The following is a 23,257-nucleotide window of genomic DNA, read 5'->3' as shown; positions in this document are numbered from 1 at the left end:
CCCGTTCACCAGATGCGCACGCGCCGCTCCGGCGGCGTGTACAGCGCGTCGGTCTCCTGCACGTCGAACGCCTCGTGGAAGGCGTCGAGGTTGCTGACCACGGCGTTGCAGCGCAGGTCGGGCGGGGAGTGCGGGTCGACGGCCAGCCTGCGGACGGCCTCGGCGTCGCGGGTCACGGCTCGCCACACCTGCGCCCAGCCGATCAGCACCCGCTGCAGGCCGGTGAGTCCGTCCAGGACCGGTGCCTCCTCGTCGCCCAACGCGATCTGGTAGGCCTTGATCGCGATCGTCAGGCCGCCGAGGTCGCCGATGTTCTCCCCGACGGTCAGCGCGCCGTTCACCTTGTGATCGGGCAGCCCGGCCGGGGACAGGGCGTTGTACTGCTCGATCAACGCCTGCGCCCGGCGGTCGAACTCGGCGCGGTCCTCGGGCTCCCACCAGTCGGTCATGGTGCCCTCGCCGTCGTAGCGCGAGCCCTGGTCGTCGAACCCGTGGCCGATCTCGTGACCGATGACCGCGCCGATCCCGCCGTAGTTCGCGGCGTCGTCGGCGTCGGCGTCGAAGAACGGCGGCTGCAGGATCGCGGCGGGAAAGACGATCTCGTTCATCCGCGGGTGGTAGTAGGCGTTGACCGTCTGCGGGGTCATCAGCCACTCGGTCCGGTCCACCGGCTTGCCGATCTTGGCGAGCTCGAAGTCGGTGGCCCATGCGCCGGCGCGCAGCACGTTGCCGAGCAGGTCGTCGGCGCTGATCTCCAGCGCCGAGTAGTCCTTCCAGCGGTCCGGGTAGCCGATCTTCGGGGTGAACCGCGCCAGCTTCGCCAGCGCCCGTTCCCGGGTGGCCGGGCCCATCCAGTCCAGCCGGCTGATGCTCTGCCGGTAGGCCTCGACCAGGTTCTCGACGAGGGTGACCATCCGCTCCTTCGCCGACGCGGGGAAATGCCGCTGCACGTACAGCTGGCCGACCGCCTCGCCGAGTGCGCCCTCGACCACCGAGACGCCGCGCTTCCACCGCTCACGCAGCCGCGGGGTGCCGGACAGGGTCCGGCCGTAGAACGCGAAGTCCTCCTCGACGACCGCCTCGTTCAGGTACTCGGCGCAGGCCGACGCGGTGCGGATCGCCAGCCACGCCTGCCACTGCTCCAGCGGCCGCTGCGCCCACAGCTTCGCGGCGGCGAGGACGAAAGCGGGTTGGCGCACGATGACCTCGTCGAACGCTCCCGTCGGCGCAGCGAGGGCCGCGAGCCAGGGGTCCCAGTCGAACTCGCCGGCGTTGCACCGCAACGCCGGCAGCGTCATCAGCGTGTAGGTCTTCTCCGCGTCGCGGTTGGTCACCCGGTCCCAGGAGGCCGCGGCGAGCGCCGTCTCCAGCTCCATCACGGTGTCGGCGAGCCGGGTCGGCTCGGGCAGCCCGACCAGCTCGGCGAGCCGGGCCAGGTGCTCGACGTAGGCCGTGCGGATCTCGGCGTAGGCGTCCTCGCGGTAGTAGGACTCGTCGGGCAGGCCGAGGCCGGACTGGGACAGATGCACCAGGTAGCGCGAGGAGTCCTTGGCGTCGGTGCTCACGAAGGCGCCGAACAGCGCCGTGCGGCCCTCCCGCTGGCGGCGGCCGAGCACCGCGGCCAGCTCCGCCTTGTCGGCCGCGCCCGTGACCTCCGCCAGGAGCCTGCGGAGCGGTTCGGTGCCGAGCGCCTCGATGCGCTCGACATCCATGAACGAGGCGTAGAGGTCCGCGATCTTTCGGGCCTCGCTGCCGGGCTCGCCCGCTGCCTGCTCCACGATCGTGCGCACGTCGGCCTCGGCGCGGTCCCGCAACGCCCGGAACGCGCCGTCCTGCGCGCGGTCCTCGGGGATCTCGTGGGTGCGCAGCCACTGGCCGTTGACGTGGCCGAACAGGTCGTCCTGCGGGCGGGTTCCGGGGTCGACCCACCGAAGGTCCAGGCCGGTGCGGGTCGGTCGCGTCGAGATGGTCACACCACATCATGCCCTGCCCGCTGGCCGACGAGGTCGCGACTGCGGACGAACCGGCGGCCAGAGCCCGCGCGGGTCCGACAATCGTCGGTGCCCGGTGCCACCGTCGGCACATGACGAATCCCGACGACGACCGGTGGGACATCGACGAGGTCGACCTCCCCGCGCTGGACGAGGACTGGCCCTCCCGCCCCGCGCTCGGGCTCGGTCCGGCGCAGGCGGCCGCGCTGGCGCACGCCATCGAGGAGGGAGTCGCCGAACGTGGCTGCGACGGCACCCTGCGCGCGGCGCGGAACTGGGCGCTGCGGGCGGGAACGAACTGGACCGAGCTGCAGAAGCGGCTGTGCGAGCGCGGCGGCTACTGCGACTGCGAGGTGTTGCTCAACGCGCTGGAACCGGACTGACCGCCGATGCGTGCGCCCGAAGCGATGGCCGATCTTCGCCCGGGCCCGGCGCTCGGTAGGGTTCCGTCATGCGGGCTGCGGATACCGACCTCGCGACACAGCTCGAAGCCGAGGCGCAGGAGTATCCCGACGAGCGTGGCGAGCTTCTGCTGGAGGCCGCGCAGGCATGGGTGCGGGCCGGGGATCGCGAGCGCGCCACCCGCCTGCTCGGCGACCTGATCGACGCGGGCGGTGCGGACGGCTGCTACGCACGGGTCGAGATGGCCGAGCTCCTGTGGGAGGACGATCGCGGCGCCGAGGCGGAGAATCACCTCGCGGCTCTCGCCCGCGATCCGGCGCTGCACGACGGGCACTGCCAGCTGGCCGCCGAGCTGCTGGCCGAGCGCCGGGACCTGAAGGGCGCACTGCGATGGTATGACCGGCTGGTCGCGCGCCTACCGTCCGACGAGATCGAGGCCGTGCGTGGACCGGATGGCTGGGCGGCGTTCGCGTCGATCCCGCTCCGGGGCCGGCGTGAGGTCCGCCGGGAGCTGGGTTTGGCCTCGGACGCGATGGACGAGATTGTGCCGACAGCGCCGTTCGAACGGCCGCCCGACCTCGACGACCTTCGCGCACACCTCGACGCGGGCCGGACCCCACCTCGGGAGCTGCGGGTGCTGACGTTCCAGCGGGCCGAGCGCGCCGAGGCCCGGCGGCGGTGGCCCGACGAGTACAGCGATGTCGACGAGGACTACTACCCCGCCGTTGAGCTCCGATGGCGGGAGATGGCCGAACGCGGGGTCCCCACGATTCGCGTGGCCCTGGGCACGGTGGCGGGGTTGGTGGCGTTCGCCGAGGCGACCGGGGGCTCGCCGACGGAGTCGACGCTCCGGGCCGAGTACGCCGCCGCGGTGCCCGCGGAGCAGACGGTGGCGTGGCCCCCGCCGCGCAACTCGGCGTGCTGGTGCGGCTCGGGCATGAAGTACAAGAAGTGCTGCGGTGCGGTCCGGTGACCTTCGCCGAGGCCCTTACCGAGCTGAGTGCCGAGCGCCTGACCGCGCTGCTGCAGGCGCGGCCCGACGTGCTGGTCGAGCCGGTACCGCGCAGTTTCGAGCAGCTCGCGCAGCGACTTCACGGCGCGGAGTCGCTCTCGGACGCCCTCGAGCTCTGCACCGGCGACATGGTCACGACCGCTCGGGCGGTCGCGCTGCTGGACACCGGCGCGACCACGGAGGCGGTGGCGAAGCTGCTCGGGTCGCCGGAGACACTGGTGGAATCGGCGGTCGACGGCCTGTGCGCCTGGGGACTGGGCTGGCGCGACGGCGAGCGGATCGCGTTGCCGGACCGGCTCGCGGCCCATCTCACGCACGACGTGGACCTGTTCCGGCCCCTCGCGGTGATCGCCCGTCAGACCGTCGTCGACGATCTACGTGTGGCGGTGCAGGGCCTCGGCGGCACGGTCGAGGGCCTGCGCAAACCCGAACTGGTTGCCCGGCTCGCGGAGCTGATGGCCGACCGGGAGACGATCGGACGGGCGATCGCCGGCCTGTCCGGGAAGGCCCGCCGACAGTTCGACCTGGTCCGCCTCCGCCACGGCTTCGGCGCCGTGTTCTGGGGATCGAGCCCGCGAGGGCGGGAAGACCCGCTGGTACGGGCCGGGCTGCTGCTCCCGGTCTACGGCACCGGGGAACTCCCGCGCGAGGTCGCGGTCTCTGCCTGGATGATCGAGGGGAACGCCACCCTCACCGGTCCGCCGGACCTGCCGGACGCCGAACCCGCGGCCACCGACGCCGCCCGGTCCGCGGCCGAGGACCTGTTGCGTGGGCTGACGGCGCTGCTCGACGAGGCGCGCGCGGCGGGTCTCGCCGCGCTGAAGAAGGGCGGCGTCGGGACCCGTGAGCGGACCCGTCTCGCCAAACGGCTCTCGGCGGCACCGGAGGACATCGGGTTGTGGATCGACCTGGCGAGCGCCGCCGGGTTGCTGGCCCGTGCCGGCGGCCGGTATGCGCCCACGGCCGGGTACGACACGTGGCGGGAGTCCGCACCCGGCGACCGATGGGCGGTCGTCGCCCGCGCATGGTGGGACCTCGACTTCGCCCCCACCTACCGCAAGATCGACGAGGATACGGAGGCGCCGCCGCCCGTTCCCTTGGCCTCCGAGGCCGGCATGATCCGCCGGGCCCTGCTCAGGGGCGCTTCGGGCGGTCGGTCCGTCGAGGCGGTGGGGACGCATATCGATTGGTTCTGCCCGCTGCAGAACTATCCGCAGGAGGAAACGGCACTTCGCATCCGCGCCGCGGTTGCGGAGGCCCGGCTGCTCGGTGTGGTCAGCGGGGACCGCCTGTCGGACCTCGGCGAACACCTGGTGGCCGGTGACGACGACCTGGGACGACGGTGCGCCGTGCTGCTCCCGGAGGCGCGGGGGATGCTCGTCCTCCAGTCGGACCTGAGCGCGGTGGCATCCGGGCAGCTGAGCGCGGCGGCGTCCCGGCTGCTGGCCGCCGCTGCGGTCCCGGAGAGTCGTGGTGTGGCCGCGACGTGGCGGTTCTCGTCGACCAGCGTGCGGACCGCTCTCGACGCCGGCTGGACTCCCGACGAGCTGCGCGCACAGCTGCGGGCCGTCTCCGACCGCGAGCTACCCCAGCCCTTGGACTATCTGATCTCCGACGTTGCCCGCCGGCACGGCAGCGTGCGGGTGCGCGGCCTGTCCTCCTGTGTCGTCGGCTCGGAGTCCGAGATTGCCGAGATCCTGCACACCCGGTCGCTGCGGAAACTCCAGCTCAGTGCGCTCGCCCCCACCGTCCTGGCCAGCCCTTTCGGGATCGACACAGTGCTGGTGGGGTTGCGGGAGGCCGGGTTCGCGCCGTTGGCCGAGGACGCCGACGGCGCGGTGATCGTGGAGGATCGGCCCGAGAAGCGTGCCCTCGATCCGGCCGCCATCGTCCGGGCCAGGCCGCGAGCTTCGGCAACCGATCTTGCCCGCCTGCTGCTCGGCCGTCCCGACGATGCCCACGCGCCGCAGTCACCCGCTCAAACGCAGCGCGACCTCGCGCAGGCCCGTACCGAGGCGGTCGAGCCCGCCGGGTAGGCGGGCCACCCGCCGGGACCGCCGGGAGCCGAACCGTGCGATCCCCGCAGCTCATACCGGGCTGTGAGTGCGTAACAGTGTTCTAACACTGTTACGCACTCACAGGGTGGTCAGGCCAGGGACAGGAAGAGTTTCTCCAGCTTGGCCAGGTCGATCTCGCCTCCGTCGCCGGCGGCGATGCACTGCTGCAGTCCGGAGGAGATGATCGCGAAGCCCGCCTTGTCGAGTGCCCGGGACACCGCCGCGAGCTGCGTGACCACTTCGGCGCAGTCGCGGCCCTGCTGCAACATCCGGATGATGCCCCCGATCTGGCCCTCGGCTCGGCGCAGGCGGTTGATGACACTGCCGACGACGTCGTCGTCCAGCTGCATCCTCTACTCCTCACTGTCGGTGCGGCAGGTTCGGTCAGCGCTCCTCGCCGAGTTGGTTGAACACCGCATGAGGATCGTAGGACGAGGGGCGGTTCCAGGGCATCTTCGCCAGCAGCATCGCCATGCCGCAGGTTCCGGTGGCGCCCGCGAACACGAGTCCGGCCCCGATCGCCCCGGACAGCCACTTCAGACGCGGTACCGCGACGCTGCCGAGCACGCCGGTGAGGACCAGGGACCCCGCGGCGAAGCGGACCTGACGTTCGAGGTCCCAGATGTTGCGGCCCCGGTTGACCGCCCCGCCCGCGGTCTCCCAGCCGGTCATGCCGCCGGTGAGGACCTGCACACCGGGGAGCCCGGCCTCGGCCAGGGCGCGCTCGGCCTGTTCGGCGCGCTGCCCGGAACGGCAGATGAGCACGACGTCGGTGTCGAGACGGCGGCGGAGCTCGTCACGGTGCTCGCGCAATGTGTCCAGTGGGACGTTGTAGGAGCCCGGGATGTGGACCGCGGCGAACTCGCCGGGTGTGCGGACGTCCAGCAGCCGGGGTGGGTTGTCCGAGTCGAGACGCTCCTTCAGTAGCGCGCAGTCGATGCGGACGGTGTCGGCGACGGCGGTCATGCGGCTCTCCTGCCTGGTTGTCGTGATCGACGGGATGACCGGACCAATAATACCCCCCTGGGTATAAAACGAGTCCACGCCGGTTGCGGGCAGTGGCGAATCCGGGTCGCGGTCGCCCGTTCCGGTCATCCCGTCCGGACGGCGGTGATCGCGAACTCCTCGACGTCGGCGACATGGCCGCCGGTCGACACGACGAGCGTCAGCGGGCCGGATCCGGCATCGGTGAAGGGGACCGTCGCCGACCATCGGGCGGCCTGGCCTCCCGCGGGCACGCAGCAGAACTCGCCGACGGTGCCGTCCCGGCCCAGCTTGCGAAGCTGCAGGCGCAGGCTCTCGTCGACCCCGGTGATCGTGCCACCCGCCGTCACCGGCGACGTGACCCGGCCGCCGTAGGCGGGGGTGTCCACGACGAGGGTCTCGTCACGGCTCCCGACGACCTCCCACGGGGCGTCGGGACCGTCGCCGAACCGGGCGAGGTGCAGCACCGATGCGGTGCTCTCCGTGCCGTTGGGCAGGGCGAAGCCGACGCCGACCCACGCGTCGGCGCCGCTCTCGGCGTGGCTGGTGACCCGGTCGATGCCGGTAAAACCGAGGTAACCCTGGGTGAACCCGAGCGCGGTCGCTTCGGCGTCCAGGTGCCAGGGCTGCTGGCCGCCCGCGCGGTAGGCCGCCTGCCAGGTGCGAACCGCCTCGGCGTCCGCGAACGGCCACAACGGCTGATGGGCGAATCCGGGAACGGCCGGCGCCGGGGAGGCGGTTCGGTCCGGCTGCGGCTCGGCCGGCGCGGACGTCGCGGGGTTCGGCATGGCCGACGCGGCGGCCGGGGCATCGGAGCCCGGCCGGCCGCAGCCCACCGCGACGAGAAGCACCAGCAGCAACGAGGCGGGAAGCGCCGCGCGCCTCCCCGGTCGGATTCGCACCCCGGCAGCCTGGCCGAGAGAACCGATCAACGGAAGAGGCGTTCGGCCTCATCGCCCGGTCAGTGCACGCCCAGCAGGACAGCCAGCACATCACGTATCGACACCACGCCGACCATGTCCTGGCCCTCCTTGACCACGATGTGCCGCACCCTGGCGTCGAGCATCAGCCGGCCGACCGACGCGATGCTGTCCCCGCTCTGGGCGGTCACGAGGTCCGTGGTCATGATGTCCGCCGCCTGCCGGGTGTCGAGATCGCCGCCCGTCGCCTCGACGGTGACGAGATCGCGTTCGGAGATCAGCCCCAGCGGCTCGTTCGTCGAGGTGACGACGACGGCGCCGACCTCGTCGGCGACGAGTTCCTGGGCGACCGAGCGCAGCGAATCGTCGTATCTGACGGTGGCGACCAGCTCGGCCATGATCTTCTTCACGGGGTCGGCGGACGTGGCGGCCGTGGTCTCGGCGGGCACGGTGGGCTCCTTGTCGGTCGGGGGGTCGGGCGATATCCCGTCATGCGTCGGCACGCGGCTCGATCAGTCCGTAGTTCCCGTCGTAACGGTGGTACAGCACGCAGCCGCGACCCTGCTCGGCGTCGACGAAGAACAGGAACGGCAACCCGGTCAAGCGCAGCCGCTCGACGGCCTCGGACACCGTGCACCGCGGCGCGGGGTGGGTGCTCATGGTGATCGGCATGACGGTCGGGGCGAGCAGGTCGGTCCGGCCGTCGGCCTGCGCGAGCCGGACCGCGTCGCGGCCCGTGCGGTAGACGACGCTGTCCATCCCGCGGCTGATCTCGCGGAACAGGTGGAAGTCGTGGTCGAGGTCGTCCAGGTCCATGACGGCCTCGTCGACGCTGCGGCGGGCGGGGCTGACCGTCTTGCGCCGCACGATCTCGCGTTCCTGAGGGGGCAGGGACAGGAATGCCTCGTGCCGCTGTTCACGGTCGATCCGGCCGCGATACCCGTTGCGTCCCAACGTAATCCGCTCGAGGCGGTGGCGGAGACGGTCGACGAGGAGGTCCACGGCCTCGCGCGGGGTCGTCGCGTCCGTCTGAACCCGGACGAGCCTGCCGCCGAGATCGATGTTGACCTGCGCGGTGACCGGCCGCTCGCGACCCGGATTGCCATGGCGGACCACGCGGACCCGGGTGTGCAGAGCCGGTCGTCCGGCGTGGGCCAGCACAGCGCCGATCTTCTTTCGGGCGTAGTCCGGAAGGTCTTCGGCCACCCTGCCCTGCAGTTCGACGACGATCTCCGGTTCGGCCGCGCTCTCCCTCGTTCGCATGGGCTCACCCTCGGTGCACGGCCCGGGCCGGGACAGGGTCGACCGGACCGCTGATAACCGGCGGAAGTCCCGGCCGGGGCCGGGCCAGGCGGTCCTCTGGGCTGTCCGTGCGGTCATCGCACACGGCCGGTTCGCTCTGCGAACGTCCTCAGGGGAACGGTTCGTCGCTGTCCTGTTTCGGCCTCGTCGTCGGCGACCACGGCCACCACCGGAGCACCGGGAACCGGCGCCGCCGCCAGGAGAACACCAGTACCGCGACGGCGCCCGCGGCGAAGCCGGAACCGGCCTGTCCCAACGCCAGGCACAACCCGGACAGGAGCACGGCGAACAGGACGACCGCGTCATATCCACGGCGGAGCCACCGGCCGGCCCGGGCCGACTTCGCTCGCTCCAGCAGGACCGCCAGGCGAGGATCCTCCGCCTGAAGGTGCTGTTCGATCTCCTGCAGGCTTTGTCGTTCCCACCGCGAGAGCATCACGACCTCCCGACTCCGCCGTCACCTCTTCCGCCGCCGGCATTCACGGGTTGCCCTGCCAGGCTGGGGCCCGTTGTCGCTGATCCCAGCCTAGACCCGGTGACGTGTTCCGGTGGGAATTGTGCGTATCGCCCAGGTCAGCGAATCCTGACGCGGATCCCGCGATCACCCCTCCCGCCGCGCCCGGACGAGCTCGACCGGTCCCGGCACGCCGGTGGCCGGGCCGCGGTGCGGCCCGGCCACCGAGATTCCGATCGCGGGGTGAGATCAGCCGAGCGCGGCGATCGCCTTGGCCACCCCGTCGCCGTAGGCGGAATCCGCCTTCGCGCAGTTGTCGATGTGCCGCTGCTGGATCTCACGCGGGACACCGGCGATGGCGCGGGCGGTGTTCTCGAACAGCGCCTGCTGCTGCTCGGGGCTCATCTTGCGGAAGAGGTTCCCCGGCTGGGTGTAGTAGTCGTCGTCGTCCTCGCGGTAGTTCCAGCGGTCGGCGCTGTCCCCGACGGCCAGCGCCGGCTCGCGGTACTCCGGCTGCTCCTGCCACTGGCGGTAGCTGTTCGGCTCGTAGGCCAGGGTGCTGCCCTGGTTGCCGTCGACGCGCATCGCGCCGTCGCGGTGGAAGCTGTGAACCGGGCAGCGTGGCGCGTTGACCGGGATCTGGTGGTGGTTCACGCCGAGCCGGTAGCGCTGAGCGTCGCCGTAGGAGAACAGCCTGCCCTGCAGCATCTTGTCCGGGGAGAAGCCGATACCCGGCACGACGTTCGCGGGGCTGAAGGCGGCCTGCTCGACGTCGGCGAAGTAGTTGTCCGGGTTGCGGTTGAGCTCCCACTCACCGACCTCGATCAGCGGGTAGTCACCCTTGGGCCAGACCTTGGTGAGGTCGAACGGGTGGTAGGGAACCGTCGCGGCGTCGGCTTCGGGCATGATCTGTACGCAGAGCTTCCACTTGGGGAAATCACCGCGTTCGATCGCCTCGTACAGGTCCTTCTGGTGGCTCTCGCGGTCCTGGCCGATGAGCGCCGTCGCCTCGGCGTCGGTGAGGTTCGTGATCCCCTGCTGACACCGGTGGTGGAACTTCACCCAGAACCGCTCACCCTCGGCGTTGACGAAGCTGAAGGTGTGCGAGCCGAAGCCGTGCATGTGCCGGTAGGACGCCGGGATGCCGCGGTCGCTCATGACGATCGTGACCTGGTGCAGCGCCTCCGGCAGGGAGGTCCAGAAGTCCCAGTTGCTCGTCGCGCTGCGCATGTTGGTGCGCGGGTCGCGCTTGACCGCGTGGTTGAGGTCGGGGAACTTCAGCGGGTCGCGGAAGAAGAAGACCGGGGTGTTGTTGCCGACGATGTCCCAGTTGCCCTCCTCGGTGTAGAACTTCACCGCGAAGCCGCGGATGTCGCGCTCGGCGTCGGCGGCACCACGCTCACCGGCGACGGTCGAGAATCGCGCGAACAGCTCGGTCTTCTTACCGACCTCGGAGAACAGCTTCGCTCGGGTGTAGCGAGTGATGTCGTTCGTGACGGTGAAGGTGCCGAAGGCGCCCGAGCCCTTGGCGTGCATCCGGCGCTCGGGAATGACCTCCCGGTCGAAATGCGCCAGCTTCTCCAGGAACCAGACGTCCTGCAGCAGCATCGGTCCACGTGGACCCGCGGTGATGCTGTTCTGGTTGTCGGGTACCGGGGCGCCCGCGACGGTGGTGAGTTTCCGGGGGGCCGTGTCACTCACGACGATCTCCTTCGGTGCGTGCTGAGTCGGTGGTGGGAGGGATGTCGTTCGGCGAAAAGTCGGTGTGGCCACGAGTGCGCAGCACGCCGTGGCCGACCTGTGTCGATGGCTGCCCGAACTGCCGTCACACCCCCCTTTCGCGATCACATCGGATCGGCCTGGGAATGCCCAGGCCGCACGGCGAGGACCGCCGAGGCGCGATGACCCGCAGTGACGCGCCCCGAAACCGCCCGATGTGATCGACCGCTGCGGGAACGGGCCCGAGCAAAGCAGCTTTTCTGGAATGAGTCAAGGGTAGGGCTCCGAGGGGTCCGCCGTGCCAGAGTCGAGGCATGCGCGGATGGATCGTGGAACGGCCTGCGCCGATCAGCTCCGGTCCGCTGCGGGCGGCGGAGCTGCCCGAACCCGTACCCGGCCCGGGCGAGGTCCGGGTCCGCGTGTCGGCGTGCGGCGTCTGCCGGACCGACCTGCATCTCGCCGAGGGCGACCTCGCCCCCCGGCGGCCGCGTACCGTCCCCGGGCACGAGGTCGTCGGAACGGTCGAGGCCCTCGGCCCCGGCGCCGACCGGTTCGCCATCGGCGACCGGATCGGGATCGCATGGTTGCGCGGGACGTGTGGGCGCTGCCGGTGGTGCCGCACCGGGCGGGAGAACCTCTGCCCCGCGGCGACGTTCACCGGCTGGGATGCCGACGGTGGCTACGCCGAACGGGCGGTCGTGCCGCAGGCCTACGCCTACCGGCTCCCCGACGGGCTCGGCGACGCGCAGGCAGCGCCGCTGCTGTGCGCGGGCATCGTCGGCTACCGAGCGTTGCGGCGCGCGACGCTACCGCCCGGCGGACGGTTGGGCATCTACGGGTTCGGCGCGTCGGCGCACGTCGTGGCGCAGGTGGCGATCGCCCAGGGGGCGACGGTCCACGTCCTGACCCGGTCGGCGCACGCGCGGCGGCTCGCGCTCGAACTCGGCTGTGCCTCGGCCGGACCGGCGGCGGCCGCGCCGCCCGAGCCGCTGGACGCGGCGGTGCTGTTCGCCCCGGCCGGCGAACTGGTCCCGGTCGCGATGCGGGCACTGGACGCCGGCGGAACCCTCGCGGTGGCGGGAATCCACCTGTCCGACATCCCCCGGCTCGACTACGCCGCCGAGCTGTTCCGCGAAAAGCAGCTGCGCAGCGTCACCGCCAACACCCGCGCCGACGGTGAGGAGTTCCTTCGGCTGGCCGCCGCGCTCGGGGTACGGCCGACGATCAGCGAGCGGGCACTGGACGAGGCCGACCGGACGCTCGCCGACCTCGCGGCCGACCGGATCACCGGGGCCGCGGTGCTGGTTCCCGGCTGAGCCACCGCGTACCCGCCCGCCGGCCGCTACCGGCGCCGAGCCTGGCCCAACCAAGCCCGACAGGACCCATTAGAGGTCGTTGCCCGCGTAGGAGAGGTTGAAGCTCTTGTTGACCAGCGGGAAGTCGGGAACGATCGTGTCGGCCAGGGCGACCGGCAGGGCGGGCCAGTTGAAGAAGCTCGGATCAACGATCTTGACCCGGCTGAGCCTGCCGTCGGCGGCGAGCTCGATGCGGTGCGTGATCGTTCCGCGCCAGCCCTCCACGATCCCCACCCCCGAGCGGGCCGGGTCGCCGCGGTGGACGGCGGGCGCCGGCGGGGCCGATCCGAGGTCCCCGTCCAGCTCGGCGACGAGACCGGCGATCACCTCGACCGAGTGGGCGATCTCGTCGGCCCGGACGCAGAACCGGCTCAGCACGTCGCCGTCGGTCCGGCGGTGCTCGGGCCGCGGCACCGGCAGGTCCAGGAACGGGTGGTCGTAGCGGGCATCGAGGCGCAGACCGCTCGCCCGGGCGACGTAGCCGAGCGTGCCGATATCGGCCGCCTGCTGGGGGGTGAGGATCGCGGTCCCCGCGAAGCGGTCGCGCACCACGCTGTGCTCGAGGGCGAGCGTGACGACCTCGGCGATGTCCTCGGCGATGGCCCGGAGCCGAGCCGGATCCGGTAGCGCCCGCAGGACCGCGCCGCCGGGGCGGATCGCCCCGCGCAGCAGCCGGTGGCCGGTGACCTGCTCGCCCAGGCGCAGCAGCTGTTCGCGGATGCGCTGCGCCTGGGAGTTGAGGATCGAGTGGGCGACGTCGTTGCACAGCGCGCCGATGTCGGTGATGTGGTTGTAGATCCGCTCCAGCTCACAGACGACGGCCCGGCGCTGCGCGGCCGCGCGCGGGACGTCCAGGTCGAGGGCGTCCTCGACCGCGAGACAGAAGGCCAGCGTGTGGCCGACGGCGGTGTCGCCGCTGACCCGTTCGGTGAGCTCCAGCGCGTCGGTCACCTGGCGGCCCTGGAACAGCTTCTCGATTCCGCGGTGCACGAACCACAGGCGCGCCTTGAGGTTGAGGATGGTCTCGCCCACCACCGAGAAGCGGAAGTGCCCCGGTTCGATCATCCCGGCGTGCACCGGACCGACCGGGATCTCGTACACCCCGGGACCCTCGACGGTGCGGAACGGATACGGCTCGTCGAGGTCGCCGAACGCGGGCGGATCCCCCGCCGCGGCGAGCATCGGGTACCAGCCCCGGGGCCAGTGGAAGTGCCGGACCAGCCGTTGGGGGAGCGGGTGGTGCTCGGGCACGATCCCGAACAGGTCGCGCATCTCCCGTTCGAACCGGCCCGCGGGGAACGACAGGGCGGCCAGCGTCGGCACGTGCGGACGCCCGGCATCGAGACGGACCTGCAGCTCGGTGCGGGCCTCGGCGTCCCCCTCGGTCGCGGCGCGGGTGAACAGGTAGACCGCACGCAGCGCGTCGCCGTCATCATGGCCTGCGACCAACGCGATCCGGAACCCGCGGTGCAACAGCGCGTCGGTGTGCTCGGGAAGCTCGTTCGGCGCGAGAGTCCGGGTCGTGCGCACGCGGCTGAGGGTTGCGGCCGGTGGCGCCGAGTCGTGGCGGGTCATCGTGCTCCTGCGAGGATGTCGGCGGCGAGCTGCAACAGCTCGGTGAGCGGTCCGGCGCTGATCCCGAGCGCCGCCGCGCCGGCGAGCCCGAGGGTCATGGCCGCGGCGGCGAACAGCGGCAGCCGGGTGGGCGCCCCGGCGGCCCCCGGCCCCTGTGGTGCGGGTGCCGAGCCCAGCAGCATCCGGCTCGTGTGAATGATCAGGGTCGCGGCGATGACCAGGACCAGGACCAGGCCCGCCGCCATCGCCCAGCCGATCCCGTCGGTGAAACCGCCCCGGGCGATGCCCAGCTCGCTGGCGAACACACTGAACGGGGGCAGCCCGATCAGGGCGAGCACCCCGACGCCGACCAGACCGGCCAGCAGCGGCTGGCGGACGATCAGCCCGCGCACCCCCGAGATCCGGGACGAGCCGGTCACCTGCAGGATGCGGCCCGCCCCCAGGAACAGGACGCTCTTGACCAGGCCGTGGCCGAGGATGTGCAGCAGCACGGCGGCCATCGCCAGCGGTCCGCCCGCGGCGGCGCCGAGGGCGAGCAGCCCCATGTGCTCGATGCTGGAGTAGGCCAGCATGCGCTTGTAGTCCCGCTGGGCGAGCAGCAGCGTCGCGGCCACCACGAGCGAGGCCAGTGCGGCGATCACGAGCAGCGCGCGGGTGAACTCCGGGCCGAGCGCGACGTCGGCGATCACCTTGATCCGCAGGACGGCGTAGAAGGCGACCGAGAGCAGGACCCCCGACATCAGGGCCGACACCGGGGCCGGGGCCTGGCTGTGCGCGTCGGGTAGCCACGCGTGCAGCGGGGCGAGGCCGGCCTTGGTGCCGAACCCGACGATCAGCAGGACGACCGCGAAGCGGGTCACGGCTGGGTCGAGTCCGCCTGCGGAGGCGACCAGCCCGGCCCAGTCCAGCCCGGCGCCGGAACCGGCGTGCTGCGCGGCGAAGTCGAGCAGCACGATGCCCAGCAGCGCCAGCGCGATGCCCGCCGAGCAGATGACCACGTACTTCCAGGCGGCCTCGACGGCGTCCTTGGTCCGCCGCTGCCCCACGAGGAAGGCGGTGACGATGGTGGTGGCCTCCACCGCGACCCAGAGCACGCCCAGGTTGGCGGCCAGCACCGCGAGCGCCATCGCGGCCAGGAACGCCTGCACCAACGCGCTGTGCCGGGTCGCGGTTCGCCTGCTGGCCCGCCCCGCGGCGATCTCGGTTCGCAGATGGGCGGGGGTGGCCAGCGCGGCGATCAGCGCGATCGCACCGATCACGATCAGCATGAACGCGCTGACGGCGTCGGCGCGGAGGATCCCGGCCAGGGCGCTGCGCGGCCCGGTCGCGACAACCTGGGCCGCGGTGGCGATCGAGGCGGCCAGCACGACCGCGGCACTCACGGACCCGACCCAGGCGGTCGCGGCGCGCCAGCCGAACGCGATGTAGCCGAGCGCGCCCAGTGCGGGCACGACGACCGGGGCGGCCAGTAGTAGCGAGCTCATCAGTCCCTCAGCTCCCGGAGCTCGTCCAGATCGGTGGCGCCGAACGTCTCGCGCATCCGGCCGGTCAGGATCTGCAGCACCAGCACCACGAGCACCACATCCAGGGCGACCCCGACCTCGACGATCAAGGCGATACCCGCCGTGGTGAGGAAGCCGACGGCGGTGATGCCGTTGTCCATCAACAGGAACCCGACCAGCTGTGACAGCGCCCGCCGACGGGTGACCAGCACGAAGAAGCCGATCAGCACCACCGCGAGGGCCACCGGGACGGCGTGCGTCGCCGGTCCGGGGACCAGCCGCACGAGCGGCTGGGACACGGCGTAGGCGAGCAGCGTCAGGGCGGCGGCGGCCAGCAGCGAGGACGCGACGTTGACCACCGGCCGGGTCTCGCGGCGATCCGCGCCGCTTGCCGCCAGAGCCCGGCGCAGCAGCCACGGCAGGACGCCTACCCGCAGCACGAACACCCCAGCGGCCGCGGCCGCGAGCTCTGCGGACTGCTCCCGCACGGCGAGCACCCCCACCAGGCCGGTCAGCGCGAGGCCCTGCAGGGCGAAGATCCGGATGATCACCGGCAGCTCGCGGCGCCACAGCGCCAGGACGGAGGTGAGCAGTAACCCGCCCGCCGCGAGGTTCAACAGCTGGATGGACAACGCGTCGCTCACTCGGACCCCCATCAGGCCAGGAAGTAGGACGCGCCCGCGGCGAGCAGCGCGAGCAGGAACGACCCGGCCAGCAGTTCGGGCACCCGGAACAGCCGCAGCTTGGCCAGGAAGACCTCGGTGGTCGCGAGCGCCGCCCCCAGCACGGTGACCTTGAGCGCGAACGCGACCACCCCACCGAGGATGGCCAGGACGCTCAGCTCGGTGGCGATCCCGAGGGGGACGAACAGGTTGGCCAGCAGCCCGAGGAACACCGACAGCCGCATCACCGAGCCCAGTTCGATCAGCGCCAGGTCCGGACCCGCGTACTCCAGAACCATGGCCTCGTGCACCATCGTGAGCTCCAGATGCGTGGACGGGTTGTCCACCGGCAGCCGCCCCGTCTCCGCGACGATCACGATCATCAGCGCGACGGCGGCCAGCAGGCTCGCCGGGGAGATCACCTGCGTGGGATCCTGCAGCGTCGCCTCGACGATCGCGGGCAGGTTCGTCGAGCCGACCCGAACCGAGAGCGCGAAGATCGCCACCAGCAGGGTCGGTTCCACCAGCGCGAGGATCGTGGTCTCGCGGCTCGCGCCCATCCCGCCGAAGGCGGTGCCGGTGTCCAGACCCGCCAGCGCCACCGCGACCGCGCCCAGCGCGAGCAGCGCCACCACCGCGAACAGATCCGCCACCGGAGGCACCGCGGAGGCGATCGTGACGAACGGGGCGACGAAGGCGACCACCAGCGTCGTGGCCACCAGCAGCACCGGGGCCATCCGGAAGACCTCGGTCGTCCCCCGGGGAGCGATCCGCTGTTTGCGCAGCAGCTTGCGCAGATCCCGCCACGGCTGGCCGACCCCGGCTCCCTGCCGGCCCTCCAGGCGCGCCCGGATCTGGCGCATCAGCCCGAGCAGGAACGGGGATCCGGCGAGGATCAGCAGCGGCTGCAGGACGCCGCCGACCAGGCCCAGCGGGGTCATTTCATCACCACCAGTGCGATCAGCAGCGCGCAGAGCGTGTAGAAGCCGTAGCCGAGGTAGCGGTGCACGCTGCCGGTCGCCAGCCGCCGTCCCGCCCGGCCCCAGCGCGCCATGCCCAGCAGCAGCGGTTCGTAGAGCCGGCGTTCGATGCGGTCCGGCACCTCGCGGCGGTACTCCACGGCCTGCACGAGATAGCGCGACTCGCGGTAGTGGGTCACGTCGACGTCCTGGACGGGCTGGACGACGTTGTCGAAGACCCGCTGCAGCGGCTCGGCGAACGACGTTGCGGTGTACTCCATCCGCGACGACATCGGTCCCGCCCCGCAGTCCCAGAGCCGGGCCTCCTGCCGTCTGGGCCGGGTCGCGGCAACCCGGAGCGCGACCACCACCAGCACGCAGGCGCCCAGCAGCGCGACGGTCAGCAGGAACGGGGACAGGCTCCCCGGCACGTGCGCCAGCTCGATGGTGAGCGCACCGGTCGCCGGCGCCGTCGTCGTACCCGCCAGGCCGCCCGCGATCCGGCCGATGAGCGGCAGCACCGACCCCGGAACCAGGGCGAGGCCCACGCAGGCGGCCCCGGCCAGGCCCATCCCGGCGAGCATGGTGGCGGGGCTTTCCGGGGCGCGCTGCGCGGCGCTGCTGCGCGGCCGGGCCAGGAACCCGACCCCGAAGGCCTTGACGAAGGTCGCGACGGCAAGCCCCGCGGTCAGCGCCACCGCGGCCACCGCGACCGGCAGCACGATCGACGTCGCGACGCCCGCGTTCGGCAGGCCCTGGATGAGCGACTGGAGCAGCAGCCACTCGCTCACGAACGCGGTCCCCGGCGGCAGAGCCGAGGCGGCCAGCGCGCCGAGCCCGAACGCCGCCGTGGTCGCCGGCATGCCCCGGCGCAGCCCGCCGAGGGCGTCGAGGTCGCGGGTGCCGGTGGCGTGCAGCACCGACCCCGCGGCAAGGAACAGCAGCGTCTTGAACGCGGCGTGGTTGCACACGTGCAGCAGCGCGGCCGCCATGGCCAGCGCCGCGAGCACCGGATGTCCCGCGTCGGCGAACAGCCCGCTCGCGCCGATGCCGACGAGTACCAGCCCCATGTTCTCGGTGGTCGAATAGCCGAGCAGCCGCTTCACATCGGTCGACATCGCGGCCTGCAGGATCCCGTAGACCGCCGACAGCGCGCCCAGCAGCAGCACCACCAGCCACCACCATCGGCTGCCACCGCCGAGCAGGTCGACCCCGACCCGCACGATCCCGTAGACGCCCGCGTTGACCATGGCCGCCGACATCAGCGCCGACACGTGGCTGGGCGCCTCCGGATGGGCCCGGGGTAGCCATGCGTGCAGCGGCAGGATGCCCGCCTTGGAGCCGAAGCCCACCAGCACCATGAGGAACACGACGTTGGCGACGCCGGGTGGGAGCGTCGCGGCCGCCGTCCGTAGCGCGGGGAACGTGTCGTCGAACGCGTGGGCGGTGAACACCAGCAGGCCGATGAGGATCGCGATGAACCCGAGATGGGTCATGATCGCGTACCAGCGTCCGGCCTCGGCGACCTCGGGTCGCCGCCGGTGCTCGGTCAGCACCAACACCAGCGAGGCGAGCGCCATTAGCTCCCAGCACACCAGGAACGTCCCGACACTCGCGGCGATCGGCACCACCAGCAGCGTCAGTACGAACAGCGGGAACATCGACTGCGGCGCGCGCGTGTCGGCATGGTGGCGGGAGTAGCCGATCCCGTAGATCGCGGCCACCGTGGCCACCGCCCCGGCCACGGCGAGGAACAGTCCGCCCAGCGCGTCGACCTGGAGGTACACCCCGGAGATCGGCAGCAGGTTCGGCGCCGCGATCGACCAGGTCTGGCCCGTCATCGCCGCCGCCCCGGCCAGCGCGCCGGCCGCACCGGTGACCGCGCTGCCCACCCCGACCGCCGCGGCGCGCGCGGGCCGCGGCACCAGCAGCCCCAGCACCGCACTCGTCACACCGGCCCCGGCGGCCACGCCGAGGCCGAGCTGCACCAGGTTCATCGGCCGGTGAGGCTCCGCAGCGCGGCGACGATCGCCTCCGGGCGAGGCGGGCAGCCGGTGATCTCGACATCGACCGGTACGACGTCCCGGACCGCTCCGGCCACCCCGTACGCGCCGGCGAAGACCCCACAGTCGCGCGCGCAGTCGCCGACGGCGACCACCACCCTGGGCTCGGGTGTGGCTTCGTAGGTGCGGCGCAGCGCGACCGCCATGTTGCGGGTCACCGGTCCGGTGACCAGGAGCGCGTCGGCGTGCCGGGGCGCGGCGACCAGCCGGGCGCCGTAGCGCTCCGCGTCGTAGACCGGGCCGAACGCCGAGCCGATCTCCACCTCACAGCCGTTGCAGGACCCGGCGTCGACGTGCCGGATCTGCACCGAGCCGGCCAGCTCCGCCACGGCTGCTCCCGCCGCCTCGGGCACCGGGGGCGATGGCTCCGCCACGCGTCCGGTTCGGCGGATCTTCCGCCACAGGCTCAGCACCACACACGCTCCGCACTCGTTCGTTCCGGAATGCCATCGCCCTGCCGTCGACGGGAACGGCCGGACGAGGCGCCGCCATTCAGCGCCCTGGTTCGCGCGTCGATCGGGCCGCGCTGCGCAGGTCCTCCAGGAGCTTCAGCTGCCCGGACAGCACCCCGCTCAGGATCGAGCGAGCCACCGCGAGCAGCTCGGCCACCTGCGGGCTGGTCAAGGCGTAGTGGACGGTCGAGCCCTCCTTGCGGGACACGACGAGTCCCGCCCGCCGCAGCACGGCGAGCTGCTGGGACAGGTTCGCCGCCTCGACCTCCACCTCCGTCAGCAGCTCCGAGACCGCGTGCTCGCGCTGGCTCAACAGCTCCAGCACCCGGATCCGGACCGGATGACCCAACGTCTTGAAGAACTCGGCCTTCAGCTGGTAGAGCGGTCTGCTCAACGCCACTGGTACTCCCGGGACCTACGTTCGTCACGCCTACGGCCGAACGGCCGCCGCTGCCTCCTCATCATCTCGGCTCGGGTAGCGGCTGCCGGGCGGGAGCAGGCCGGACCGGATCCGCGGATTTCGCCGACCCAGTCGTTGCAGACATTAGCAAGTCTTCAAGTCCCCGCGCCCCGCGGTGTACCGCGGGCGGTCCGGGCATGATCGAGCGGCGGGACCCGGAGTCAGTCCAGGCCGCCGCGTTTGATCAGTTGGCTGGTGATGACGTTGCGCTGGATCTCGTTGGTGCCCTCGCCGACGATCATGAGTGGGGCGTCGCGAAAGTAGCGTTCGACGTCGAACTCGGTGGAGTAGCCGTAGCCGCCGTGGATGCGGATCGCATTGAGCGCGATGGTCATGGCGGTTTCGGAGGCGAAGAGCTTCGCCATTCCGGCCTCCATATCGGCACGCTGGCCGGTGTCCTGCCGGTGGGCGGCGTGGAGAATGAGCTGGCGGGCGGCGGCAATGCCGGTGGCCATATCCGCGAGATAGTTGCTGATGGATTGGTGCTGCCAGATGGGCTTGCCGAAGGACTCGCGCTGCTGGGCGTAGCGCAGGGCGTCCTCGAACGCGGCCTGGCCGACGCCGAGGGCTCGGGCGGCGACCTGGATACGGCCGGTCTCCAGGCCCTTCATCATCTGGGTGAAACCGTGGCCTTCGGTGACACCGAGCAGGGCAGAGGTCGGGATGCGGTAGTCGTCAAAGATGAGTTCGCAGCTTTCGACGCCCTTGTAGCCGAGTTTGGGCAGGTCCTTGGAAATGGTGAGGCCGGGACCGGGCTGGACGAGCAGAATGGAGATTCCCCGATGCTTCGGGGTGGCGGCGGGATCGGTCTTGCACAGCACCGCGAGGAGCCCCGACCGGCGGGCATTGGTGATCCAGGTCTTGGCGCCGTTGATCCGGTAGTGATCCCCGTCCCGACGGGCGGTGGTGGTCATGGCCTGCAGGTCGGAGCCGCCGCCGGGTTCGGTGAGCGCCATCGTGGCGCGGACCTCACCGGTGGCCATCCGGGGGAGCCAGTGGTCCTTCTGCTGCGCGGTTCCGAAGGCGAGCAGGAGCTTGGCGACGACCGTGTGACCGCCCATGGCGCCCGCGAGGCTCATCCAGCCACGGGCGAGCTCGGCGGTGACCAGGGCGTAACAGGGCATGGAAACCGGTGCCTCGCCCCACGGCGGCGGGATGGCCAGGCCGAATATCCCCAGCTGCTTCATCTGCTCGATGAGCTTCTCGGGATAGGCGTTGGCGTGCTCGAGCTCGCGGGCGACGGGGCGGACCTCGCGGTCGACGAACTCGCGTACCGTCGCGACGACGGCCTGCTCCTCGGTGCTCAGAACGCTCACGACAGGGCCCCCTCGCAGTCGGCTTCCCGCGAATATAGGAAGGACGAACCGCCCGGTCCGGCCGGGCGTCGTCAGTCCGGTGTGTCGTCAGTACTGTTTGACGACGGCCCGCGGCGCGGTCCGCCATCGACGCACGCCGTCCGCGCCGGTCGTGGGAGGGTCGAGCAGCAGCACCGCTTCACCGGCGAGCAGAACGGGACGAACCCAGTCACCGAGGTCGATCACTTCGTCAGGCGCGGGTTCCTGCGCGCCGGGTCCGAAGGCACGGTCGATGGGAACGCGTCTGCGCAGCTCCTCGGCGGTCAGCCGGCCCTCGAGATCGCGGATCCCCGGCAGGAACAGGAACAGCCCGTCGTCGCCGGACAGGTGCAGCCCGACGGCGGCAAGGGCGCCGATCCGGCCGCCGTGGGTCCCGCCATGGCCCGACAGGTGGACTCCCGTGGCGGTGGCCAGTGCCGTCGCCTCGTCGATGGACAGCACGTGGCGTTTGGCCCGCAGACCGAAGTCGACCAGCGCCGACCACCCGGGCAGCCGCTGCGGAATCGCGACCGCGAGCCCGGGGTCGGCCGCAGGCGGGCAGACCCGCTCGAGGAACGCGCCGGCGTGCCCGACAACCTCCGGGAGCACCGCCACCGGGTCCGCCCCGGCGCTGCGCCAGCCGATGCACGCGCTGGAGTTGTGCGACGTGTAGGGAATCCGGGGATCGACCAGGAGCTGGTGCCGGGTCGCTCCGGCCGGTCGGCCCAGGCCTGCGGCGGCCAGCTCGTCGGCGAGCTGGCGGCAACGCCGGCCGGTACCGGGGCTCGTGGCGTCGTCGGTGTCGTCGATGCCGATCAGCAGGTCGACGGCGGCCAGCGCCGGCCCGCTCATTCCGGGACCACCAGGGCGGTCACGTCCCGGACCCAGCGTTCCCGGGGCAGGTCGGGCCCGGCCAGCTTCACGGTGCCCCGCGCGGTGAGGTCGAGGACGAGCCGGTCGGTGAGGTCTGCGGCGGTGAGCGTCTGGGTGGGGTCGCGGCCTTCGACGGTCACCGTGGTCACCGCGCCCACCCCGGCCCGGTCGAGCACCGCGCGCACGGTGGGCCCGCGCTGGCTGCCCTTACCGGTGCCCGCGGTGGCCGCCTCGACCTGGGGGAGCGCCCGCAGTCCGTCGACGTCGAGCCGGAGGAGCTCGTGATCGCCCCGCCGCACGACGAGTCCCTCGGCGACGGGGGTCGCCGCGCCGCCCTCGGTTCCGGCGCCCGGTGCCCCGGAGGCACCCGGTTCGAGGGGGGAGCCTGCGCAGGCGACGAGAACGGACCCGAGCAGGACCGCGAGCAGAATCCGCCCGCAGGTGCGTAGCCACATCGGGGCACCCTCCGAAGAATCGGCGAAATACGCGAAGGAGACACGCTGACGCCGGTTTCTATCACGAGATCGGCTGGCTACGCTCCGGCCATGGACCTGATGCCGCGTGCCCTGTCGTTGCGCCTTCGGGCCTGGGATCTGGCTCGTGAGTTCGCCCTCCCACTGGCTGCGCTGCTCGCGATCGTCGCGACCGCCGACCTGCGGATCCCGATCGGGCTGCCCGGCCACCGGGGCCTGCTCTGGCTGACGCTGCTGGTCGCCGTGGCGCTCACCGCGCGGCGGACCGGGACGCTCAGCGCGGTCGGCGTCGGATCGTCCGCCCTCGCCCTGGCGCTGGGCACCGCGGCCGCCCCTGGCGCGCTGCGATACGTGGCCGCGGCGATCCTGCTCGAGGCCGTTGCGGCCGCCCCGCTCGCCCGGCGCAGACCCTGGGTGGTCGCGCTGGCGGCGGCCCCGATCCATCTGGTGGCGCTCGTCGTGCCGATGGGTGCGGGGTTCGGGCTGGCGACCATGGGCTCGCTGCCGCGGCTGCTGGGCCACCTCGGCTTCGGGCTCGTCGCCGGCATGCTGGGCTGGGCGTTCGCGGCCGGGGCGGAGCGGGTCACCCGGCGTTGACCAACGGCGCGCCCTCGACAGGCCGGCGGAGGGCGTGCCGCCGCGGTGTCTCCCGGCGGGCGGGGACCGATCGACCTCTCGTGTGGCGCCGAGGAGCGGAGCTATTCTCAC

23 protein-coding genes are annotated in these 23,257 nt (G+C 72.0%); 5 read left to right on the top strand and 18 right to left on the bottom strand.

What is annotated here, in order from left to right:
* Positions 1–5: 5 nt before the first annotated feature.
* The gene (locus ACFQE5_RS04505) at positions 6–1,973 is read right to left on the bottom strand and encodes a M13 family metallopeptidase (RefSeq protein WP_379583070.1); all 1,968 of its coding nucleotides are present in this window, start codon (positions 1,971–1,973) and stop codon (positions 6–8) included.
* 110 nt (positions 1,974–2,083) lie between these two features.
* Here ACFQE5_RS04505 and ACFQE5_RS04500 point away from each other — a divergent pair, with 110 nt between their 5' ends.
* The 3 genes from ACFQE5_RS04500 (at position 2,084) to ACFQE5_RS04490 (ending at position 5,441) form a co-directional block, all read left to right on the top strand.
* On the top strand, positions 2,084–2,374 hold the full coding sequence (locus ACFQE5_RS04500) for a DUF2695 domain-containing protein (RefSeq protein ID WP_379583068.1): 291 nt from the start codon (positions 2,084–2,086) through the stop codon (positions 2,372–2,374).
* 68 nt (positions 2,375–2,442) lie between these two features.
* Positions 2,443–3,366 carry an SEC-C metal-binding domain-containing protein gene (locus ACFQE5_RS04495; protein WP_379583066.1) on the top strand — a complete coding sequence of 308 codons (924 nt, stop codon included), beginning with the start codon at positions 2,443–2,445 and terminating at the stop codon, positions 3,364–3,366.
* Positions 3,288–5,441, top strand: a complete 2,154-nt coding sequence (locus ACFQE5_RS04490; RefSeq protein WP_379583064.1) for a helicase-associated domain-containing protein — start codon at positions 3,288–3,290, stop codon at positions 5,439–5,441. The genes ACFQE5_RS04495 and ACFQE5_RS04490 overlap by 79 nt, the downstream gene beginning before the upstream one ends.
* A gap of 110 nt (positions 5,442–5,551) precedes the next feature.
* Here ACFQE5_RS04490 and ACFQE5_RS04485 read toward each other — a convergent pair whose 3' ends face one another.
* The 7 genes from ACFQE5_RS04485 to ACFQE5_RS04455 form a co-directional block, all read right to left on the bottom strand.
* Positions 5,552–5,812 (bottom strand): metal-sensitive transcriptional regulator, encoded by a 261-nt coding sequence (locus tag ACFQE5_RS04485; RefSeq protein WP_379583062.1) that lies wholly within the window; start codon positions 5,810–5,812, stop codon positions 5,552–5,554.
* Positions 5,813–5,846: 34 nt separating this feature from the next.
* Positions 5,847–6,428, bottom strand: a complete 582-nt coding sequence (locus ACFQE5_RS04480; protein WP_379583060.1) for a rhodanese-like domain-containing protein — start codon at positions 6,426–6,428, stop codon at positions 5,847–5,849.
* A 125-nt stretch (positions 6,429–6,553) separates the two neighbouring features.
* Positions 6,554–7,348, bottom strand: a complete 795-nt coding sequence (locus tag ACFQE5_RS04475) for a hypothetical protein (protein ID WP_379583058.1) — start codon at positions 7,346–7,348, stop codon at positions 6,554–6,556.
* Positions 7,349–7,407: 59 nt separating this feature from the next.
* Positions 7,408–7,815, bottom strand: a complete 408-nt coding sequence (locus tag ACFQE5_RS04470) for a CBS domain-containing protein (RefSeq protein WP_379583056.1) — start codon at positions 7,813–7,815, stop codon at positions 7,408–7,410.
* A gap of 40 nt (positions 7,816–7,855) precedes the next feature.
* Positions 7,856–8,629 carry a ribosome hibernation promotion factor gene (locus ACFQE5_RS04465; RefSeq protein ID WP_379583054.1) on the bottom strand — a complete coding sequence of 258 codons (774 nt, stop codon included), beginning with the start codon at positions 8,627–8,629 and terminating at the stop codon, positions 7,856–7,858.
* Positions 8,630–8,777: 148 nt separating this feature from the next.
* Entirely contained in the window at positions 8,778–9,104 is a 327-nt protein-coding gene (locus ACFQE5_RS04460; RefSeq protein ID WP_379583052.1) for a DUF3040 domain-containing protein, read from the bottom strand.
* Between the two features lie 267 nt (positions 9,105–9,371).
* Positions 9,372–10,823 (bottom strand): catalase, encoded by a 1,452-nt coding sequence (locus ACFQE5_RS04455; protein WP_379583050.1) that lies wholly within the window; start codon positions 10,821–10,823, stop codon positions 9,372–9,374.
* 332 nt (positions 10,824–11,155) lie between these two features.
* Here ACFQE5_RS04455 and ACFQE5_RS04450 point away from each other — a divergent pair, with 332 nt between their 5' ends.
* Positions 11,156–12,157, top strand: a complete 1,002-nt coding sequence (locus tag ACFQE5_RS04450) for a zinc-dependent alcohol dehydrogenase family protein (RefSeq protein WP_379583048.1) — start codon at positions 11,156–11,158, stop codon at positions 12,155–12,157.
* Between the two features lie 69 nt (positions 12,158–12,226).
* Here the strand turns inward: ACFQE5_RS04450 and ACFQE5_RS04445 are convergent, their stop codons facing one another.
* From ACFQE5_RS04445 to ACFQE5_RS04400, 10 genes are all read right to left on the bottom strand, one after another.
* Positions 12,227–13,726 carry a hydrogenase large subunit gene (locus ACFQE5_RS04445; protein WP_379583046.1) on the bottom strand — a complete coding sequence of 500 codons (1,500 nt, stop codon included), beginning with the start codon at positions 13,724–13,726 and terminating at the stop codon, positions 12,227–12,229.
* Between the two features lie 41 nt (positions 13,727–13,767).
* A complete protein-coding gene (locus ACFQE5_RS04440) occupies positions 13,768–15,255 on the bottom strand; it encodes a proton-conducting transporter transmembrane domain-containing protein (protein ID WP_379583043.1) in 1,488 nt (495 codons plus the stop codon).
* A complete protein-coding gene (locus ACFQE5_RS04435; protein ID WP_379583040.1) occupies positions 15,255–15,917 on the bottom strand; it encodes a hypothetical protein in 663 nt (220 codons plus the stop codon). Before ACFQE5_RS04435 ends, ACFQE5_RS04440 begins: the two co-directional genes overlap by 1 nt.
* A gap of 11 nt (positions 15,918–15,928) precedes the next feature.
* Positions 15,929–16,876 (bottom strand): respiratory chain complex I subunit 1 family protein, encoded by a 948-nt coding sequence (locus ACFQE5_RS04430; RefSeq protein ID WP_379583037.1) that lies wholly within the window; start codon positions 16,874–16,876, stop codon positions 15,929–15,931.
* The gene (locus ACFQE5_RS04425) at positions 16,873–18,891 is read right to left on the bottom strand and encodes a proton-conducting transporter transmembrane domain-containing protein (protein WP_379583035.1); all 2,019 of its coding nucleotides are present in this window, start codon (positions 18,889–18,891) and stop codon (positions 16,873–16,875) included. Before ACFQE5_RS04425 ends, ACFQE5_RS04430 begins: the two co-directional genes overlap by 4 nt.
* Positions 18,888–19,373 carry an NADH-quinone oxidoreductase subunit B family protein gene (locus tag ACFQE5_RS04420; RefSeq protein WP_379583033.1) on the bottom strand — a complete coding sequence of 162 codons (486 nt, stop codon included), beginning with the start codon at positions 19,371–19,373 and terminating at the stop codon, positions 18,888–18,890. The genes ACFQE5_RS04425 and ACFQE5_RS04420 overlap by 4 nt, the downstream gene beginning before the upstream one ends.
* 76 nt (positions 19,374–19,449) lie before the next feature.
* Entirely contained in the window at positions 19,450–19,803 is a 354-nt protein-coding gene (locus ACFQE5_RS04415; RefSeq protein WP_379583245.1) for an ArsR/SmtB family transcription factor, read from the bottom strand.
* 227 nt (positions 19,804–20,030) lie between these two features.
* Complete coding sequence (locus ACFQE5_RS04410; RefSeq protein WP_379583031.1) at positions 20,031–21,185, bottom strand: acyl-CoA dehydrogenase family protein; 1,155 nt, start codon at positions 21,183–21,185, stop codon at positions 20,031–20,033.
* Positions 21,186–21,272: 87 nt separating this feature from the next.
* Entirely contained in the window at positions 21,273–22,055 is a 783-nt protein-coding gene (locus ACFQE5_RS04405) for a hypothetical protein (RefSeq protein ID WP_379583029.1), read from the bottom strand.
* Positions 22,052–22,531 (bottom strand): hypothetical protein, encoded by a 480-nt coding sequence (locus ACFQE5_RS04400; RefSeq protein WP_379583027.1) that lies wholly within the window; start codon positions 22,529–22,531, stop codon positions 22,052–22,054. Before ACFQE5_RS04400 ends, ACFQE5_RS04405 begins: the two co-directional genes overlap by 4 nt.
* Positions 22,532–22,621: 90 nt before the next feature.
* Between ACFQE5_RS04400 and ACFQE5_RS04395 the strand changes: the two genes are divergently transcribed.
* On the top strand, positions 22,622–23,146 hold the full coding sequence (locus ACFQE5_RS04395) for a hypothetical protein (RefSeq protein ID WP_379583025.1): 525 nt from the start codon (positions 22,622–22,624) through the stop codon (positions 23,144–23,146).
* Positions 23,147–23,257: the final 111 nt, after the last annotated feature.

Source organism: Pseudonocardia hispaniensis (assembly GCF_042658695.1).
GTDB lineage: Bacteria > Actinomycetota > Actinomycetes > Mycobacteriales > Pseudonocardiaceae > Pseudonocardia > Pseudonocardia hispaniensis.
Note: the sequence above shows the minus strand (reverse complement) of the source record. Positions and strands in the feature narration are given on the sequence as shown.